At 73.1% G+C, this 18,027-nt stretch carries 17 protein-coding genes and 1 pseudogene; 11 read left to right on the top strand and 7 right to left on the bottom strand.

Features of this window, described 5'->3' with window-relative positions:
- Window positions 1-7 precede the first annotated feature (7 nt).
- Window positions 8-979: a quinone oxidoreductase family protein gene (locus tag ACFPL3_RS27295; protein ID WP_343946168.1), complete on the top strand. Its 972-nt coding sequence runs from the start codon at window positions 8-10 to the stop codon at window positions 977-979.
- Window positions 980-1,238: 259 nt separating this feature from the next.
- On the top strand, window positions 1,239-2,456 hold the full coding sequence (gene fdhA / locus ACFPL3_RS27300; protein WP_343946169.1) for a formaldehyde dehydrogenase, glutathione-independent: 1,218 nt from the start codon (window positions 1,239-1,241) through the stop codon (window positions 2,454-2,456).
- A 102-nt stretch (window positions 2,457-2,558) separates the two neighbouring features.
- Here the strand turns inward: fdhA and ACFPL3_RS27305 are convergent, their stop codons facing one another.
- On the bottom strand, window positions 2,559-3,518 hold the full coding sequence (locus tag ACFPL3_RS27305) for a heme o synthase (RefSeq protein WP_379589715.1): 960 nt from the start codon (window positions 3,516-3,518) through the stop codon (window positions 2,559-2,561).
- Between the two features lie 246 nt (window positions 3,519-3,764).
- On the opposite strand from ACFPL3_RS27305, the gene tkt reads away from it, so the two are divergent.
- The 8 genes from tkt (at window position 3,765) to ACFPL3_RS27345 (ending at window position 13,015) form a co-directional block, all read left to right on the top strand.
- Window positions 3,765-5,852 carry a transketolase gene (gene tkt / locus ACFPL3_RS27310; RefSeq protein WP_343946170.1) on the top strand — a complete coding sequence of 696 codons (2,088 nt, stop codon included), beginning with the start codon at window positions 3,765-3,767 and terminating at the stop codon, window positions 5,850-5,852.
- Between the two features lie 24 nt (window positions 5,853-5,876).
- On the top strand, window positions 5,877-6,986 hold the full coding sequence (tal, locus tag ACFPL3_RS27315; RefSeq protein ID WP_343946171.1) for a transaldolase: 1,110 nt from the start codon (window positions 5,877-5,879) through the stop codon (window positions 6,984-6,986).
- A 187-nt stretch (window positions 6,987-7,173) separates the two neighbouring features.
- On the top strand, window positions 7,174-8,688 hold the full coding sequence (locus ACFPL3_RS27320; protein ID WP_379589716.1) for a glucose-6-phosphate isomerase: 1,515 nt from the start codon (window positions 7,174-7,176) through the stop codon (window positions 8,686-8,688).
- A gap of 55 nt (window positions 8,689-8,743) precedes the next feature.
- On the top strand, window positions 8,744-10,294 hold the full coding sequence (gene zwf, locus ACFPL3_RS27325) for a glucose-6-phosphate dehydrogenase (RefSeq protein WP_343941557.1): 1,551 nt from the start codon (window positions 8,744-8,746) through the stop codon (window positions 10,292-10,294).
- 10 nt (window positions 10,295-10,304) lie between these two features.
- Window positions 10,305-11,267 carry a glucose-6-phosphate dehydrogenase assembly protein OpcA gene (opcA, locus tag ACFPL3_RS27330; protein WP_343941558.1) on the top strand — a complete coding sequence of 321 codons (963 nt, stop codon included), beginning with the start codon at window positions 10,305-10,307 and terminating at the stop codon, window positions 11,265-11,267.
- A 14-nt stretch (window positions 11,268-11,281) separates the two neighbouring features.
- On the top strand, window positions 11,282-12,061 hold the full coding sequence (gene pgl, locus ACFPL3_RS27335; protein ID WP_343941559.1) for a 6-phosphogluconolactonase: 780 nt from the start codon (window positions 11,282-11,284) through the stop codon (window positions 12,059-12,061).
- A 91-nt stretch (window positions 12,062-12,152) separates the two neighbouring features.
- Complete coding sequence (locus ACFPL3_RS27340; protein ID WP_343941560.1) at window positions 12,153-12,575, top strand: hypothetical protein; 423 nt, start codon at window positions 12,153-12,155, stop codon at window positions 12,573-12,575.
- A gap of 32 nt (window positions 12,576-12,607) precedes the next feature.
- Window positions 12,608-13,015 (top strand): hypothetical protein, encoded by a 408-nt coding sequence (locus ACFPL3_RS27345; RefSeq protein WP_343941561.1) that lies wholly within the window; start codon window positions 12,608-12,610, stop codon window positions 13,013-13,015.
- Between the two features lie 12 nt (window positions 13,016-13,027).
- Here the strand turns inward: ACFPL3_RS27345 and ACFPL3_RS27350 are convergent, their stop codons facing one another.
- Window positions 13,028-14,287, bottom strand: a complete 1,260-nt coding sequence (locus ACFPL3_RS27350) for a TrpB-like pyridoxal phosphate-dependent enzyme (protein ID WP_343941562.1) — start codon at window positions 14,285-14,287, stop codon at window positions 13,028-13,030.
- 65 nt (window positions 14,288-14,352) lie between these two features.
- On the opposite strand from ACFPL3_RS27350, the gene ACFPL3_RS27355 reads away from it, so the two are divergent.
- Window positions 14,353-14,886, top strand: a complete 534-nt coding sequence (locus ACFPL3_RS27355; protein ID WP_343941563.1) for a hypothetical protein — start codon at window positions 14,353-14,355, stop codon at window positions 14,884-14,886.
- A gap of 86 nt (window positions 14,887-14,972) precedes the next feature.
- On the opposite strand, the gene ACFPL3_RS27360 is transcribed toward ACFPL3_RS27355, so the two are convergent.
- The 5 genes and pseudogenes from ACFPL3_RS27360 to ACFPL3_RS27380 all read right to left on the bottom strand — a co-directional run.
- Window positions 14,973-15,314 carry an RNA polymerase-binding protein RbpA gene (locus ACFPL3_RS27360; RefSeq protein ID WP_343941564.1) on the bottom strand — a complete coding sequence of 114 codons (342 nt, stop codon included), beginning with the start codon at window positions 15,312-15,314 and terminating at the stop codon, window positions 14,973-14,975.
- Window positions 15,315-15,328: 14 nt separating this feature from the next.
- Window positions 15,329-15,565, bottom strand: coding sequence for a preprotein translocase subunit SecG (gene secG / locus ACFPL3_RS27365; RefSeq protein ID WP_343941565.1), 237 nt, complete (start codon window positions 15,563-15,565; stop codon window positions 15,329-15,331).
- 140 nt (window positions 15,566-15,705) lie between these two features.
- Window positions 15,706-16,494 carry a triose-phosphate isomerase gene (gene tpiA, locus ACFPL3_RS27370; protein WP_343941566.1) on the bottom strand — a complete coding sequence of 263 codons (789 nt, stop codon included), beginning with the start codon at window positions 16,492-16,494 and terminating at the stop codon, window positions 15,706-15,708.
- Window positions 16,494-17,678, bottom strand: coding sequence for a phosphoglycerate kinase (locus tag ACFPL3_RS27375; RefSeq protein ID WP_343941567.1), 1,185 nt, complete (start codon window positions 17,676-17,678; stop codon window positions 16,494-16,496). The genes tpiA and ACFPL3_RS27375 overlap by 1 nt, the downstream gene beginning before the upstream one ends.
- A pseudogene (locus tag ACFPL3_RS27380) lies at window positions 17,675-18,027 on the bottom strand (type I glyceraldehyde-3-phosphate dehydrogenase); the annotation flags it as partial. The pseudogene ACFPL3_RS27380 and the gene ACFPL3_RS27375, both read right to left, overlap by 4 nt.

Consider the following 18,027-nt stretch of genomic DNA (forward strand, 5'->3'; position numbering starts at 1 on the left):
TCGGGCCGTGCGCGCGATCCAGATCAGCTCGGCAGGCGGTCCCGACGTCCTGACGCCGGTGGAGCTGCCCGACCCGCAGGCAGCGCCCGGCACGCTCCTCGTGGAGGTCGCGGCGGCCGGCGTCAACTACATCGACACCTACCAGCGCGAGGGCATCTACCCGATGCCCCTGCCCTACGTGCCCGGCCTCGAGGGCGCCGGCCGGGTGCGCGAGGTCGGCGAGGGCGTCACCGGGTTCGCGGTGGGCGACCGCGTGGCGTGGGCGGAAGCCCTGGGCAGCTACGCCGAACTGGTGGCCGTGCCCGCCGACAAGGCCGTGCCCGTGCCCGACGGCGTCACCGACGAGCAGGCGGCCGCCGCGCTGCTGCAGGGCATGACCGCCCACTGCCTGGCCGTCGACTGCCACCCCGTGCAGGCCGGCGAGGACGTCCTCGTGCACGCCGCGGCGGGCGGGCTCGGGCTCATGCTCACCCAGCTCGCCGCCGCCCGCGGCGGCCGCGTGATCGGCACCGTGTCCACCGCGGCGAAGGAGCAGCTGGCCCGCGCGGCAGGCGCGGCCGACGTGATCCGCTACACCGAGGTCGACGACCTCGCGGGCGCGGTCCGGGACCTCACCGGCGGCGCGGGCGTCCACGTGGCCTACGACAGCGTCGGCGCCACCACGTTCGACGCGAGCCTCGCCGCCCTGCGCCGGCGCGGGCTCCTCGTGCTCTGCGGGGCCAGCAGCGGGCCCGTCCCGCCGGTCGACCCGCAACGGCTCAACGCCGCGGGCTCGGTGTACCTCACCCGCCCGAAGCTGTTCGACTACGTTGCCACGCGCGAGGAACTCGTCGACCGCGCGGCCGCCGTCTACGCGGCCGTGGCCGACGGCACCCTCGACGTACGGATCGGCGGCCGCTACCCGCTCGCCGACGCCCGTGCATCCCACGAGGACCTGCAAGCCCGGCGCACCACGGGGAAGCTCCTGCTGCTCCCCTGACACGCGGCCGGAAGCCCGCGGAGCTCGTTGGGTGATCAACCCCCGCTCGGGAGGGGCATGATCACCATTCGGGAGCGAAACCCGACACCTGGCGTCGGGGAAACGCGCCAATCCACTGATCAAGCCCCATGGATCGAGCCCCCGGCGATGACCTGGCCTGCGGAGATCGGGTGGGGGCCGACCGGCTGGCGATGCACCCATTGCGCCTTGCTCCGATGGGGAGTACGCCGGTGCATCCGTCGCGTATGAGGAGGTACGCATGGGTGGCAACAAGATCGTCGTCTACAAGGAGCCCGGCCGGGTCGAGATCGAGGACCACGACCCGCCGAAGCTCGAGGTACCGGCCGACGTCTCGAAGAGCAAGGGGCTCACCCAGAAGGCCGTGCACGGCGTGATCCTGCGCAACGTCGCCACGAACATCTGCGGCTCGGACCAGCACATGGTGCGCGGGCGCACCACCGCACCGCCGGGGCAGACGCTCGGCCACGAGATCACGGGCGAGATCGTCGAGAAGGGCGAGGACGTCCAGTTCCTCGACGTCGGCGACATCGTCTCGGTGCCGTTCAACATCGCCTGCGGGCGGTGCCGCAACTGCCGGGAGGGCCAGACGGGTGTCTGCCTCAACGTCAACCCGGCGCGGGCCGGTTCGGCGTACGGCTACGTCGACATGGGCGGCTGGGAAGGCGGGCAGGCCGAGTACGTCATGGTGCCGTTCGCCGACTTCAACTGCCTGAAGTTCCCGGACCGAGCCCAGGCCCTGGAGAAGATCCGCGACCTCGCGATGCTGTCGGACATCTTCCCCACGGGCTACCACGGCGCCTACACGGCGGGTGTGACCACCGGCTCCACGGTCTACATCGCGGGCGCAGGGCCGGTCGGGCTCGCCGCGGCCCACTCGGCGCAGCTGCTCGGCGCCGCCGTCGTGATCGTCGGCGACCGCAACAAGCAACGCCTCGAACAGGCCCGCTCGTTCGGCTGCGAGACCGTGGACATCAGCCTGGACGCCAGCCTTGAGGACCAGGTCGCGGAGATCCTCGGCGTCAACGAGGTCGACTGCGCGGTCGACGCCGTGGGGTTCGAGGCGTCCGGGCACGGGGCGGACGCCGGTGAGCAGCCGGCCGCGGTGCTCAACTCGATCATGTCGGTCACCCGCGCGGGCGGACGGCTCGGCATCCCGGGCCTCTACGTGACCGGCGACCCGGGCGCCCCCGACCCCGATGCCAAGGAGGGCACGCTCAAGGTGCGGCTCGGGCTGGGCTGGGCGAAGAGCCATTCGTTCACCACCGGCCAGTGCCCGGTGCTGAAGTACAACCGCGGGCTGATGATGAGCATCCTGCACGGCAAGGCGCAGATCGCGAAGGCGGTCAACGCCACCGTCATCCCGCTCGACGAGGCACCGCGCGGCTACCAGGAGTTCGATCAGGGCGCCGCACGCAAGTACGTGCTCGACCCGCACGGGATGATCCCGGCGGCGTAGCCGTGTGCTGAGTTCAGGAACGCCACGTTGCTGTACCCCAGGTTCAGGAACGTGGCGTTCCTGAACCTGCGCGCCGAGCTCGTCGGAGCCGGGCGGGGCAGGTCAGAAGGACAGGACCGGCAGGCCGATCGCCGCGTCCACCGCGATCGCGACGAACAGGACGCAGAGGTAGGCGTTGGAGAGGTGGAACAGGCGCATGGGGCGCGTCTCCACCCCGGCCAGCACGCCCCGGTGCAGGCGGTGGGCCTGCAGCACGAACCAGGTGCCGCCCAGCGCGGCCACGGCGGCGTAGATCCAGGACGTGGCCGGGAGCAGCAGCAGCGACCAGGCCGCCATCACCCACGAGTAGAGGACGATGCGCCGCGACACCTGCTCCGGCGGGGCGACGACCGGCAGCATCGGCACCTTCGCCGCGGCGTAGTCGTCGCGGTAGCGCATGGCGAGAGCCCAGAAGTGCGGCGGCGTCCAGAAGAAGATGACGCCGAACATGACCAGCGCGGGCCACTCGACCGACCCCGTGACCGCGGCCCAGCCGATCACCACCGGCATGCACCCGGCCGCGCCGCCCCACACGATGTTCTGCGAGGTGCGCCGCTTGAGCAGGAGCGTGTAGACGAGCACGTAGAACGCGATGGCGGCCACCGAGAGGCTCGCGGCGAGCCAGTTGGTGGTGAGCCCCAGCCACACGGCGGACAGCGCGCCCAGCACCAGGCCGAACACCAGGGCGTGCCGGGTGGGCACCTTGCCCTTGGCGAGCGGCCTGCGGCTGGTGCGCTTCATGACGGCGTCGATGTCGGCGTCGACCACGCAGTTGAGGGCGTGCGCGCTCGCGGCGGCCATGGCGCCGCCGAGCAGCGTGGCGACGATCAGCCACACGGACGGCACGCCGCGCTCGGCGAGGAACATGGCCGGCACCGTGACGACGAGCAGCTGCTCGATGATCCGGGTCTTGGTGAGGCCGAGGTAGGCGCGGACGGTGTCCCCCAGCCGCTCCCAGCCGGTCCGCCGGCCACCGGGAACGTCCCGAGTCGGCTGGCCCGAGCGGGACACGGGCAGAGTCACCGGCACAACCTCGATCCGCGTGGTGGGGAACTCGGCGTGCGAGTTCACGGGCTACTTCTACGGCTTGTCGATGGTAGCCCGGGGCATGCTGGGCCCCACGGCCGGGTAGACCACCCCCGACCGGGCGGCACGTGATCACACGGGGGTGCTCGGCGTGACTAGGCTGGCTGTGGAGCGAGTCAGCGCTGAGCGGTCGCGTCGTGGCGAACCGCCTCCACATCCCCACCAGAACCCGAGGGAAGAGCTGTGGCCGACATCGACATCGAGACTCTCACCCGCGCGAGCGTCCCCGACGACTGGACCGACCTGGACCGCCGGGCCGTCGACACCGTCCGAGTGCTCGCGGCGGACGCCGTGCAGAAGGTGGGCAACGGCCACCCCGGCACGGCCATGAGCCTCGCGCCGTTGGCCTACACCCTGTTCCAGCGCGTCATGCGGCACGACCCGAGCGACGCCGACTGGATCGGGCGCGACCGGTTCGTGCTGTCTGCGGGCCACTCGAGCCTCACCCTCTACATCCAGTTGTTCCTGTCGGGTTACGGGCTGGAGCTCGACGACCTGAAGGCGCTGCGCACCTGGGGTTCCAAGACCCCGGGCCACCCGGAGCACCGCCACACCCCCGGCGTCGAGATCACCACGGGCCCGCTGGGCCAGGGGCTCGCCTCCGCCGTCGGCATGGCGATCGGGGCGCGGCGCGAGCGCGGGCTGTTCGACCCGGACGCCGCGCCCGGCGAGAGCCCGTTCGACCACCAGATCTACGTGATCGCCTCCGACGGCGACATCGAGGAGGGCGTCACCTCCGAGGCGTCGTCGCTGGCCGGGCACCAGCAGCTGGGCAACCTCACGGTGATCTACGACGACAACAAGATCTCCATCGAGGACGACACCACGATCGCGCTGTCCGAGGACACGGCCAAGCGCTACGAGGCGTACGGCTGGCACGTGCAGGTCGTCGAGGGCGGGGAGAACGTCACCGGCATCCTCGAGGCGCTCGAGAACGCGCGCGCGGAGACCACGCGGCCCTCGTTCATCGTGCTGCGCACCGTGATCGGCTTCCCGGCGCCGAACAAGATGAACACCGGCAAGGCCCACGGCTCGGCCCTGGGCGCCGACGAGGTGGCCGAGGTCAAGAAGATCCTCGGCTTCGACCCGGAGAAGTCGTTCGAGGTCTCCGACGAGGTGCTCGCCCACGCACGCAAGGTGGCCGACCGCGGCCGCGAGGCGCACCAGGCCTGGACGAAGACGTTCGACGACTGGGCCGCGCGCGAGCCGGAGCGCAAGGAGCTGCTCGACCGGCTGCTGGGCCGTGACCTGCCCATCGGGTGGGAGAAGGCGCTGCCCACGTGGGAGCCCGACGCCAAGGGCCTGGCCACGCGCAAGGCGTCCGGCGAGGTGCTCAAGTCCCTCGCCGACGTGCTGCCCGAGCTGTGGGGCGGCTCGGCCGACCTCGCGGAGAGCAACAACACCACGATGGAGGGCGCCGACTCGTTCGGCCCCACCTCCACCTCCACCGCGATGTGGAAGGCCCAGCCCTACGGCCGCACCCTGCACTTCGGGGTGCGCGAACACGCGATGGGCGCGATCCTCAACGGCATCGCGCTGCACGGGCCCACACGCCCCTACGGCGGCACGTTCCTCGTGTTCAGCGACTACATGCGCCCGGCGGTGCGGCTCGCGGCGCTGATGAAGTCGAGCGTGGTCTACGTCTGGACGCACGACTCGATCGGGCTGGGCGAGGACGGCCCCACCCACCAGCCGGTCGAGCACCTGGCCGCCCTGCGCGCGATCCCCGGCCTGGCCGTGGTGCGCCCGGGCGACGCCAACGAGACCGCCCACGCCTGGCGCGCCTCCCTGGAGCGGCCCGAGGGCCCGAAGGGCCTCGCGCTCACCCGGCAGAACCTCCCGGTGCTGGAGGGCACGTCCGCCGAGGGCGTGGCGCGCGGCGGGTACGTCCTCGCGGACGCCTCGTCCGGCACCCCTCAGGTGATCCTCATCGCCACCGGGTCGGAGCTGCAGATCGCGGCCGAGGCGCGGAAGGTCCTGGAGGCCGAGGGTGTTGCCACCAGAGTGGTGTCCATGCCGTGCGTCGAGTGGTTCGACGAGCAGGACGAGGCGTACCGGGAGTCGGTGCTCCCCGCGGGTGTCCGCGCGCGGGTGAGCGTCGAGGCGGGCGTGGCGCAGCCGTGGCACCGGTTCACCGGTGACGCGGGCGAGAACGTCTCCATCGAGCACTTCGGTGCGAGCGCCGACTACCAGACCCTGTTCCGCGAGTTCGGCTTCACCACCGAGAACGTGGTCGCCGCCGCGAAGCGCAGCCTCGAGAAGGCGTCCTGAGCCCCACTTCCTGAGGAGGAAACCATGAGCAACGACCGACTCGGGCAGCTGGCAGCGGCCGGGGTGTCCATCTGGTTGGACGACCTGTCGCGCGAGCGGCTGGCCAGCGGGAACCTGCAGGAGCTGATCACCGACAAGCACGTCGTCGGGGTCACCACCAACCCCACGATCTTCGCCTCGGCCCTGTCGAAGGGCGAGGCGTACGACGCCCAGGTCCGCGAGCTGGCCGCCCGCGGCGCGTCGGTCGAGGACGCCGTCCGCGAGATCACCGTGTCCGACGTGCAGCAGGCCTGCGACGTCTTCAGCGGCACCTGGGAGTCCACGGGTGGCGTCGACGGGCGGGTCTCGCTCGAGGTCGACCCCGGCCTCGCGCGTGACACCGAGGCCACCGTCGCGCAGGCGCTGGACCTGTGGAAGGCCGTCGACCGGCCCAACCTGCTGGTCAAGATCCCGGCCACCGAACAGGGCCTGCCGGCCATCACCCGCGCGCTCGCCGAGGGTGTGAGCGTGAACGTCACGCTCATCTTCTCCGTGGAGCGCTACCGCGCGGTGATGGACGCCTACCTGGAGGGCCTGGAGCGGGCCGCGGCCAACGGGCACCAGCTCGCGGGCATCGCGTCGGTGGCCAGCTTCTTCGTCTCCCGCGTCGACACCGAGATCGACAAGCGGCTGGAGGCGATCGGCTCCGAGGAGGCGCTCGGGCTGCGCGGCAAGGCCGCGGTGGCCAACTCCCGCCTGGCCTACGCCGCGTTCCAGGAGGTGTTCTCCTCCGACCGGTACGCGGCGCTCGAGGCCAAGGGCGCCCGACCGCAGCGGCCGCTGTGGGCCTCCACCGGCGTGAAGAACCCGGACTACCCCGACACCCTCTACATCACCGAGCTCGTCGTGGCCGACACGGTCAACACGATGCCGGAGAAGTCGCTGCTGGCCTTCGCCGACCACGGCGAGGTCCACGGCGACCGCGTCACCGGCAGGGCGGCCGAGGCCCAGGAGGTGTTCGACGCGCTGGAGCGGGTCGGCATCGACCTGCCCGACGTGTTCCGCGTGCTGGAGGACGAGGGCGTCGACAAGTTCGAGAAGTCCTGGACCGAGCTCGGCGACACCGTCACCGGGCAGCTGCAGCAGGCCCGCTAGGGCGTGTCTGGTGGATCGTGGTCGATGGGCTTCGGGATCCAGATCGCCCCTGGCAAGGCGGAGGCGCGAGCCGTTGTACCGGGGTACCCGGTCGTGCCGACAACGCAGCCAGGGGCGATCTGGGCCCGAAGACCGCGATCATGATCTGCCAGACGCGCCCTAGCCGCGGGCCGGAGGGGAGCACCGCGTGAGCGCGCGACCGGTGCCGTCCGAGGCCGAGCTGATCGCGCGCCTCGTCGAGGACCGCGTCGCCGCCCGCATCGCCGACGGTGACCCGGCCCTGTGGCCGCGGGTCGCCCGGCCCGGGTGGACCGGCGCGGTGCGCGCGGCGCGCCCGCTGGTCGGCGAGGTGGCGGCCCTGGCCGAACAGCGCCGCGTGGCCGGCCAGGTCCGGGTGCTGCTCGCGGCCACCGGCGGCGCCGGGCTCGCGGCCGAGGCCCTCACGCGGTCCGACCCCCGCCTCGTCGTCCTCGACACCACCGATCCGCCCCAGGTGGCCGACGCGCTCGCCGGCGAGCTCGCCGCCACCGTGCTGGTGGTGGCGGCCCCGCCCGGGGAGCACCCGGAGCCGGTGCGGCTGCTGCGCGACACCGTGCACGCCGCCTTCCGGGCCGAGGGCCTCGACCCGCTCGCCCACACCGTGGTCGTCACCCCGCCGGACGGGCCGCTGCTGCCGTCCGAGCCGGACATCGCGGGCGGCACCGTCGTGGTGCTCGGCCCGGACGACATCGACGGCCCGTGGGGCGCCTTCACCGCGTACGCGCTGGTACCCGCCGGGCTCGCCGGTGTGGACGTCGGCGCCGTGCTCGCCGAGGCGGGTGCCGTCCGGGCCGAGCTCGACACCGCGGGCGGCGACGCGCTGGGCCTCGGCGCGCTGCTCGCCTCCTCCCCCGCGGTGGCGCTCGCGGCTCCCGACACCCCCGAGCTCGCCGAGTGGGCGGCGCAGCTCGTGGCGGGCGGTCTCGGCAAGGACGGCCGCGGCCCGCTGCCGGTGGTGGTGGAGGGTCCGGACGCCCCGGAGTGGGACACGCTGCCCGCCGTCGGGCTGGGCGACGTGCCGGGCGCGGTGTTCGCCACCCGCGGATCGGTCGCGGAGCAGATGGCCACCTGGCAGCACGCCGTCGCGGTCGCCGCGCACGTGCTGGGCGTCGATCCCACCGACCGGCCCGACGCGCGCGCCGCCGACAACACCGAACACGCCGGGAGCGCGCCGGCCGTCCGGGACTTCACCGACGGCGCGGTCCGGGTGCAGGCGGGCGACTGGCTGCCCGAGGACACCACCACCGTGGCCGACGCGCTGCGGGCGCTGCTGGGCCCCGACGGCCACGGCGGTGCCCAGCACCTGGCCGTGCACGCCTACCTCGACCGGATCGAGGACGCCTCCGCCGCGGTGCTGCGCGCCGAGCTGGCCCGCCGCACCGGGCTGCCCACCACGTTCGGGTGGGCGCCGCGCTGCCTGCCGGGCAGCGGTCAGCACGCCAAGGGCGGGCCACCCGCCACGCGGGTCTGCCAGCTCACCGCCGACCCGGACGATCCCGGGCTGCGCCCGCAGGCCGCGGCGGCCCTCGACGCCGTGCAGCAGGAGCTGGCGGCCACCGACGCCGCCGCTCTCGCCGACCGCGGCCGCCCGGTGCTGCGGTTGCACTTCACCGACCGGGTGGCAGGCCTGGTCACGCTGGCGCACGCCGTGCAGCAGCTCTAGGAGACCTGGGATGATCCCCACCAACCGAAATACGCCGAGCCCATCGAGGAGACAGATGAGCGCCGCCACGTCCGCGGCAGCGGGGTGGACCAACCCGCTGCGCGATCCGCGGGACAAGCGGCTCCCGCGGATCGCGGGACCCTGCAGCCTGGTCATCTTCGGGGTCACCGGCGACCTCTCGCGCAAGAAGCTCATGCCCGCGATCTACGACCTCGCCAACCGCGGGCTGCTCCCGCCGGGCTTCGCCCTCACCGGGTTCGCCCGCCGCGACTGGGCCGACCAGGACTTCGAGAAGGTCGTCCACGACGCGGTCAAGGAGCACTCCCGCACCCCGTTCCGGCAGAGCGTGTGGGACCGGCTCGCCGAGGGCTTCCGGTTCGTGTCGGGCAGCTTCGACGACGACGACGCGTTCGACCGGCTCGAGCAGACCGTCGAGGCGCTCGACCGCGAGCGGGGCACCGGCGGCAACCACGCGTTCTACCTGTCGATCCCGCCGGGCGCGTTCCCGGTGGTGCTCAAGCAGCTCGCCCGCTCCGGGCTGGCCCGCCAGGACGGCGACCGCTGGCGCCGCGTGGTGATCGAGAAGCCGTTCGGGCACGACCTGCGCTCGGCCATCGAGCTCAACGGCATCGTCAACGACGTCTTCCCCGAGGACTCGGTCTTCCGGATCGACCACTACCTCGGCAAGGAGACGGTGCAGAACATCCTGGCGCTGCGCTTCGCCAACCAGCTGTTCGAGCCGATCTGGAACAGCCACTACGTCGACAGCGTGCAGATCACGATGGCCGAGGACATCGGCCTGGGCGGGCGCGCGGGCTACTACGACGGCATCGGCGCCGCCCGCGACGTCATCCAGAACCACCTGCTGCAGCTGCTCGCGTTCACCGCGATGGAGGAGCCGGTCTCCTTCTCCTCCGACGAGCTGCGCGCCGAGAAGATCAAGGTCCTCAACGCCACCAAGCTGGTCGGGCCGCTGGCGGAGACCACCGCCCACGGTCAGTACACCGGCGGCTGGCAGGGCGGCGAGCTCGTGCGCGGGCTCACCGAGGAGGAGGGCTTCGACCCCAACTCCCGCACGGAGACGTTCGCGGCCATCACCTGCGAGGTCGACACCCGGCGCTGGGCGGGCGTGCCGTTCTACCTGCGCACCGGCAAGCGGCTCGGCCGGCGCGTCACCGAGATCGCGGTGATCTTCAAGCGGGCGCCGCACCTGCCGTTCGACGCCACGATGACCGAGGAGCTCGGGCAGAACGCCCTCGTGATCCGCGTGCAGCCCGACGAGGGCGTCACCATGCGGTTCGGGTCCAAGGTGCCGGGCAGCCAGATGGAGGTCCGCGACGTCACGATGGACTTCGGCTACGGCACGTCGTTCACCGAGGCCTCCCCGGAGGCCTACGAGCGGCTCATCCTCGACGTGCTGCTCGGTGAACCGTCGCTGTTCCCGGTGAACGCCGAGGTGGAGCGCTCCTGGGAGATCCTCGACCCGGTGATCGAACACTGGCACTCGCTCGAGCACGGCCCCGACCCGTACCCCGCGGGCAGCTGGGGCCCCGAGTCCGCCAACGCCATGCTCGCCCGCACCGGGCGCACCTGGCGCAGGCCGTAGGAGGATCCGAATGATCGTCGACCTTCCCTCCAGCACCACGTCGGCGGTGAACCGCAAGATCGTGGAGCTGCGCGAGCGCGGCGGTGTGCTCGCGCTCGGCCGCGTCCTCACGCTCGTGATCATCACCGACGACGGCGCCGACATCGAGCACTCGATCGAGGCGGCCAACGCGGCGAGCCGCGAGCACCCGTGCCGGGTGATCGTGCTGGCCCGCGGCCAGCGCCGCGCCGCACCGCGCCTGGACGCGCAGATCCGCGTGGGCGGTGACGCCGGCGCGAGCGAGGTGATCGTGCTGCGCGGGTACGGCCCGCTCGCGGCCGACGAGGCCGGCGCGGGCATGGTCACCCCCCTGCTGCTGCCCGACGCCCCTGTGGTGGCCTACTGGCCCGGCGACGCCCCGGCCGTACCGTCCGAGCACCCCGTGGGCAAGCTGGCGCAGCGGCGCATCACCGACGCCCTGTCGGCGCGCAACCCGCTGCGGGCCTTCGAGCAGCGCCGCGCCAACCACGTGGCGGGCGACACCGACCTCACCTGGACCAGGCTCACGCTGTGGCGGGCCCTGCTGGCCACCGCGCTCGACACCCCGCCGCACGAGCCGGTCACCGGTGCCGTCGTCGCCGGTGAGACCGTGTCGCCGTCCACCGACCTGCTGGCCGGCTGGCTCGCGGTGCGCCTTGACGCCAAGGTGAAGCGGTCCCCGGCCGAGAGCGGCGAGGGCCTGGTCACGGTGCGCCTCGACCGCCGCTCCGGGCCGGTGGAGCTCGTGCGCCCGGACGGCCGCACCGGCACCCTGCGCCAGCCGGGGCAGCCCGACCGGCTCGTCGCGCTGGCCCGCCGCGAGGTGCGCGACTGCCTCGCCGAGGAGCTGCGCAGGCTCGACCCCGACGAGATCTACGGCGAGGCCCTCCTCGGGATCGGGCGCATCACGCGCGGGCGCACCCCGGTCAAAGTGCCCGCGCCGGCCGGCGTCTGACGGGGTGGAGTGACATGACCACCCCTGACATCGCGGTCCACGCCAACCCCGACGTGCTCGCGGCGGCGGTGGCCGCCCGGCTGGTCACCAAGCTCGTGGACATCCAGGCGGCCGGCACCACACCGAAGATCGTGCTGACCGGCGGCGGCACCGGCATCGCCGTGCTGGAGCAGCTGCGCGCCTCCGTCGCCCGCGACGCCGTCGACTGGCGGCAGGTCGAGTTCTACTGGGGCGACGAGCGCTTCCTGCCGCCCGGCCACCCCGAGCGCAACGAGACGCAGGCCCGCGAGGCGCTGCTCGACCACGTCCCCGTCGACCCGGCGAAGGTGTTCCCCATGGGCGCCGACACCGGCACCGGGCCGGCGGGCGCCGACGCCGCCGCCGAGGCCTACGCCGAGGTGCTCCGGCAGGCGGCCCGGCCGGAGGACCACGGACCGGTCCCGACGTTCGACGTGCTCATGCTCGGGATGGGTGGGGAGGGCCACACCGCGTCGATCTTCCCGCACTCCCCCGCCGTCTACGAGACCGAGCGCACCGTCGTGGCCGTGCACGGGTGCCCGAAGCCGCCACCCACCCGGGTGACGCTCACGCTGCCCGCCATCCGCCGCGCCGCCGAGGTCTGGATCATGACCACCGGCGAGGCGAAGGCAGGCGCCGTCGCGATGGCGCTGGGCGGAGCCGGCGAGGTCGCGATCCCCGTGGCCGGTGCGCAGGGCCGCCGGCGCACGCGGTGGCTGCTCGACCGCACCGCCGCGTCGAAGCTGCCCCGCGACCTGGTGCCGCCCATCGGGTGAGGTTCCCCTCCTCCACTCCCCAACCCCCGGTGCCCGCCGGAGGTCGTCCGGGGTGGCCGGCCGGACGCGCCGCGCCGCCGAGGAGGGGGACATGTGGTTCGGACGACGCACCCGGGGGGACGGTGACCCGGCCGCGATCGCGCGCGCGACGCTCGAGGCATTCCGCGACCGGTCCGACGCGGCGGACGAGGAGCTCATCGACGGGCTGCGCGCGGCCGGGGTGCCGCATGCCGAGCGGGCGGTGGCCCTGCTCCCGATCGCGTTCGGCCGCCTCCTGCTCGACGGGCTCGTCACGCTCCCGGCCACGTTCTTCGACGGGGACCGCGAGGTCGCCTTCGCCGACGAGCCCCTGTACGTGGCGGCCGCGCAGCTCGCGCGGACGCAGCGGCAGCCGGCCGACATCGACCCCATCGCGCTGCGCAGCGCGGAGGTCAGGGCCGTCAACCAGGCCCTGCACGCGGGCTCCCAGCCCGAAACCCTCGTCCTCGCCCCGCTGCGCATGGCCTTCGCGTAGTCTGCAGCCCTCTTCCCGGGGGTGAACGCACGGTGCTGCACGTCGTCGTCGACGGTGCGAACGTCGTCGGGTCACGTCCCGACGGCTGGTGGCGCGACCGACCGGGCGCAGCGCGCAAGCTCGCAGGCCGGCTCGCGGCCGCGCTCACGCTCGACCCCGAACGGCTGGCGGACCGCCTCGGGCACCCGGGCGCCGAACTGCGGCTGCACCTGGTGCTCGAGGGCGCCGCCGCCCACGTCGAGGACCTGCCCACCCACCCGCACCTCGCGGTCGTGCACGCCGACGCCGACGGCGACACCACGATCGCCGCCCTGGCCGCCGAGCTCGTCGCCAGCGCGCCGGTGCTGGTGGTGACGGCCGACCGCGCCCTCAAGGCGCGGGTGCGCGAGGCCGGGGCCACCACCGCGGGCCCGGGCACGCTCCTGGACGCCCTTCCCTGAGGGAGCGCGGGGTCAGCCTTGCTCGTCCGGCAGCCTGCCGTGGAGGTAGTCGTCGTAGGCCGACAGGTCCAGGAAGCCGTGACCGCAGTAGTTGAAGAGGATCACCCGCTCCTCGCCGGTCTCCTTCGCGGCCAGTGCCTCGTCGATCGTGGCCCGGATCCCGTGGGCCGCCTCCGGCGCCGCGATCTTGCCCTCGACGCGGGCGAACTGCACGGCCGCCTCGAACACCTTCCCCTGCGGGTAGGCCACCGCCTCCATCCGCCCGTCCCGCACGAGCGCCGAGACCAGCGGCGAGTCGCCGTGGTAGCGCAGCCCGCCCGCGTGGATGGACGGTGGCACGAAGTCGTGCCCGAGCGTGTACATCGGCAGGAGCGGGGTGAGGCCCGCGGTGTCGCCGAAGTCGTAGTCGAAGCGCCCCTGGGTGAGGGTCGGGCAGGAAGCCGGCTCCACCGCGAGCAGCCGCACACCCGCGTCGGGCACGAACGGGAACGCGATCCCGCCGAGGTTCGAGCCACCGCCGCACGGCGCGATCACGACGTCCGGCAGCCGCTCCCCCGCCATCTCCAGCTGCTCCTTCGCCTCCAGCCCGATCACGGTCTGGTGCAGCAGCACGTGGTTCAGCACGGAGCCGAGCGCGTAGTGGGTGTCGGCGCGGCCGGCGCAGTCGCGTACCGCGTCGGAGATCGCGCTGCCCAGCGACCCCGGGTGGTCCGGGTCGTCGACCGGCGACGGGACGACCGAGCCGCCCCACGTCTCGATCGCCACCCGGCGGTAGGGCTTCTGCTCGTACGACGCCCGCACCATGTAGACCTGCAGGTCGAGACCGAACTGGGCGCAGGCGAACGCGAGCGCGGTGCCCCACTGCCCGGCGCCGGTCTCCGTGGACAGCCGGGTGATGCCCTCCTGGGCGTTGTAGAAGGCCTGCGGCACCGCCGTGTTCGGCTTGTGGCTGCCGGCCGGCGAGACCGACTCGTCCTTGAAGTAGATGCGCGCCGGGGTGCCCAGCGCGCGTTCCAGCCGCTCGGCCCGCACCAGCGGCGTGGGCCGCCACAGGCGGAGGATGTCGAGCACCTCACCGGGCACGTCGACCCACGGCTCGGTGCTGACCTCCTGCCCGATCAGCGCCATCGGGAAGAGCGGGGCCAGGTCGTCCGGGCCGACGGGCTGCCGCGTCGCCGGGTGCAGCGGCGGGTCGACCGGCTTCGGCAGGTGCGGCGCCACGTTGAACCACGCGCTCGGGATCTTCTCTGGGGCCAACGTCCATCGGGTCATGCGCGTCCTCCGAGCAGCATCGACCGGTACGACCTCCACAGTGTGCCCCGTGGGAGAGTGGGCCGGTGCAGCGTTACGCGGACCGGGTGGCCCAGGTGGGTCTGGCATCGGCGCTGCCGTTGGCACTGACGGCGGTCGTCCTCGGCGGGTGCACGGCGGGCGACGCGACCGCGCCCGCCCCGGCGCCGCCGCCGCCTCCACCGCCACCCGCGGCGTGCCTGCTCGACACCGGCGCCCTCGCGCGCGCCACCGGCCTCACCTGGGCCCCTGACCCGGCCACGGCCGGCGACACCCGCTGCGTCTACGACCCGGCGGGGAGTCCCCGCCCGGACGACGGCCCGGCGTTCCTGTCGGTGGACGTCACCCCGGATCCCGCGCCCGCGCTCGACACCGTGGCGGAGCTCTGCGAGGACGGGTCACGGGCGCCGGTGGGCACCGACGGCTTCGTGTGCCGCTTCCAGGGCGGCAACGTGTTCGCCGCCGTGACGCGCGACGGCGGCCTGGTGACTCTGGCCGCCTCGGCCGTGCCCGCGGGCACCACGGCGGCCCAGCTGGTGGTGGCGTTCGACCAGCAGGTCGCGGCCCTGGCGGCCGGCTAGCGACCCCAACGACTACGCCGGCATGGTGGCCATACTGGCGCATCACGCCAGTAAAGCCACCTTGCCGGCGTACGGGGGCGGGTGGCCTACAGCTCGCGCGAGGCCCGGAGGCGGTTGAGCGCCTCCTCGAGGATGGCCGCGCCGTCGGAGTCGCTGCGGCGCTCCTTCACGTACGCGAGGTGGGTCTTGTACGGCTCGGTGCGCGGCGGCGCGGGCGGGTTCTCCCCGTCCCGGCCGGCGGGAAGGCCACAGCGCGGGCAGTCCCACGACTCGGGGATCTCCGCCTCCGTGGCGAACGACGGGGTGGTGACGTGACCGTTCGCGCAGAAGTAGGGGATGCGCGAGCGCGGCGCCGTTTCGCCCCGCTCGGACTCCCCCATCGGACCGGCCCCCACGCGGGTGCCGCGGATCGCGTTGCCGCCGGACATCCCCATGTCTCCCCTCAGGCCCCGACCCGGACCAGCAGTCCGGTGCCGATGATCGCGATCACCCAGATCGCGCCGACGAACAGAGTGAGCCGGTCGAGGTTCTTCTCGACCACGCTCGACCCCGACAGGCTGGACTGGACCCCACCGCCGAACAGGCTGGACAGGCCCCCGCCACGGCCGCGGTGGAGCAGGATCAGCAGCACGAGCAGCACGCTGGAGATGATCAGCACGATCTGCAGGGCCAGTTCCATCCGATCCTCATTCCCGAATTGCTCGCGCGCTTCCGGCCGTGGTGCCGGGAATGCCGAGGGTACCGCGACGACCTTTCCCGCCGACCGGGGGTCGTGAGTGGATACGAGTGTCGCAGCACCCGTATCCACTCACGGGCCGGTCAGGGCAGGGGGCCGCCCGCGGCGATCGCGCACAGCTGCGCGAACTCGTCGGCGTCCAGGCTGGCCCCGCCGACGAGCGCACCGTCGACGTCGGCCTCGGCCACGATCTCGCCGACGTTCTTGGCCTTCACCGATCCGCCGTAGAGCACGCGGACGCTCGCGGCGATGGCCTCGCCGTACTTGGCCGACACGGCCTCGCGGATGGCCGCGCACACCTCCTGCGCGTCGGCCGAGCTCGCCACGCGACCGGTGCCGATCGCCCACACCGGCTCGTAGGCGATCACCAGGGTCTGCGCGTGCTGGCTCTGCACCTTCTCCAGCGCCGCGGTGACCTGGCGGGTGGTGTGGGCGACGTGCTCGCCCGCCTCCCGCACCTCGAGGTTCTCCCCCACGCAGAGGATCGGCACGATGCCGTGCCTGATCGCCGCGTGCACCTTGCGGTTGACCAGCGCGTCGTCCTCGCCGTGGTACTCGCGGCGCTCCGAGTGGCCGACGACGACGTAGCGGCAGCCGAGCTTGGCGAGCATCGCCCCGGACACGTCACCGGTGTAGGCACCGGAGTCGTGCGGCGACAGGTCCTGTGCGCCGTGCACCAACAGGAGGTTGTCGCCGTCGATGAGCGTCTGCACCGACCGGATGGCGGTGAAGGGCGGCAGGACCGCCACCTCGACCTTGTCGTAGTACTTCTCCGGCAACGCGAAGGCGATCTTCTGCACCAGCCCGATGGCCTCGAGGTGGTTGCAGTTCATCTTCCAGTTGCCGGCGATGAGCGGCGTACGGGCTGCCATCAGTGCTCCAGGACCGCGATGCCGGGGAGCGATTTGCCCTCCAGGTACTCCAAGGATGCGCCGCCGCCGGTGGAGATGTGGGAGAACCCCTCCTCGGGCAGGCCGAGCGCGCGCACGGCCGCCGCGGAGTCACCGCCGCCGACGACGCTGAACGCCTTGCTGTCGACGATCGCCTGCGCCACCCCGCGGGTGCCCTCGGCGAACGGGGCCAGCTCGAACACGCCCATTGGGCCGTTCCAGAACACGGTGGCCGCACCGCCGAGCACCTCGGCGAACGCCGCCACCGTGGCCGGGCCGACGTCGAGGCCCTTCCACCCGTCCGGGATCGCGTCGGCCGCCACCGTCTGCGTGTCGGCCTCGGCCGAGAAGTCGTCGGCCACCACCACGTCGGAGGGCAGCACGATCTTGCCGCTCTCCAGCAGCGCGCGGCAGTTGTCGACCTGCTCGCGCTCCAGCAGCGAGTCGCCGACGCCGTGGCCCTGGGCGGCGAGGAACGTGAAGCACATCCCCCCGCCGACGAGCAGCGCGTCGACCTTGGGCAACAGCGCCTCGATCACGGCGAGCTTGTCGGAGACCTTCGACCCGCCCAGCACCACGGCGTAGGGCCGCTCGGGCGACTCGGTGAGCTTGCGCAGCACCTCGACCTCGGCGAGCACCAGCCCGCCCGCGTACGCAGGCAGGACCTGTGCCACGTCGTAGACCGAGGCCTGCTTGCGGTGCACCACGCCGAACCCGTCGGAGACGAACGCACCGCCCGCCCCCGTCAGGGCGGCGAGCTCGCGGGCGAACGCCGCCCGCTCCTCGTCGTCCTTGGAGGTCTCGCGCGGGTCGAACCGGATGTTCTCCAGCAGCACCACCCCGCCGTCGGCGAGGGCACCGACTGCAGCCTGCGCTTCGTCGCCGTGCGCGGCGAGCGTGACCTCGGCCCCGAGCAGCTCGCCGAGCCGCCCGGCCACCGGGGCGAGGGAGTACTTGGCGTCGGGCCCGCCCTTCGGCCGGCCCAGGTGCGCGGTGACCACCACCCGCGCCCCGGCCTCCCGCAGCCTCTGCAAGGTGGGCACGGAGGCGCGGATGCGGCCGTCGTCGGTGATCGTGGTGCCGTCGAGGGGCACGTTGAGGTCCGAGCGGACCAGCACGGTGCGCCCGGACACCCCCTCGGCGAGCAGGTCGTCGAGCGTCCTCACAGCTTCGAGGCCACCAGGTCGGTGATGTCCACGAGCCGGTTGGAGTAGCCCCACTCGTTGTCGTACCAGCCGAACACCTTCACCTGGTTGCCGATCACCTTCGTCAACGGCGCGTCGTAGATGCACGACGCCGGGTCGGTCACGATGTCCGAGGACACGATCGGGTCCTCGCTGTAGCGCAGGTACCCCTTGAGCGGGCCCTCCGACGCCGCGGCCCGGTAGGCGGCGTTGACCTCCTCCACCGACGCCTCGGTGCGCAGGTCCACCGTCAGGTCCGTGATCGACCCGGTCGGCACCGGCACCCGCAACGAGTACCCGTCCAGCTTCCCGTTCAGGTGCGGCAGCACCA

Source organism: Pseudonocardia zijingensis (assembly GCF_042657305.1).
Lineage (GTDB): Bacteria > Actinomycetota > Actinomycetes > Mycobacteriales > Pseudonocardiaceae > Pseudonocardia > Pseudonocardia zijingensis.

Bases quoted from the DNA above. Each gene is read 5' to 3' on its own strand.
- ACFPL3_RS27360 (WP_343941564.1), bottom strand. From the start codon at position 15,314: ATGTCCGGCGGCAACGCGATCCGCGGCACCCGCGTGGGGGCCGGTCCG.
- secG (WP_343941565.1), bottom strand. From the start codon at position 15,565: ATGGAACTGGCCCTGCAGATCGTGCTGATCATCTCCAGCGTGCTGCTC.
- opcA (WP_343941558.1), top strand. From the start codon at position 10,305: ATGATCGTCGACCTTCCCTCCAGCACCACGTCGGCGGTGAACCGCAAG.
- pgl (WP_343941559.1), top strand. From the start codon at position 11,282: ATGACCACCCCTGACATCGCGGTCCACGCCAACCCCGACGTGCTCGCG.
- ACFPL3_RS27350 (WP_343941562.1), bottom strand. From the start codon at position 14,287: ATGACCCGATGGACGTTGGCCCCAGAGAAGATCCCGAGCGCGTGGTTC.
- fdhA (WP_343946169.1), top strand. From the start codon at position 1,239: ATGGGTGGCAACAAGATCGTCGTCTACAAGGAGCCCGGCCGGGTCGAG.
- tal (WP_343946171.1), top strand. From the start codon at position 5,877: ATGAGCAACGACCGACTCGGGCAGCTGGCAGCGGCCGGGGTGTCCATC.
- zwf (WP_343941557.1), top strand. From the start codon at position 8,744: ATGAGCGCCGCCACGTCCGCGGCAGCGGGGTGGACCAACCCGCTGCGC.
- tpiA (WP_343941566.1), bottom strand. From the start codon at position 16,494: ATGGCAGCCCGTACGCCGCTCATCGCCGGCAACTGGAAGATGAACTGC.
- ACFPL3_RS27340 (WP_343941560.1), top strand. From the start codon at position 12,153: ATGTGGTTCGGACGACGCACCCGGGGGGACGGTGACCCGGCCGCGATC.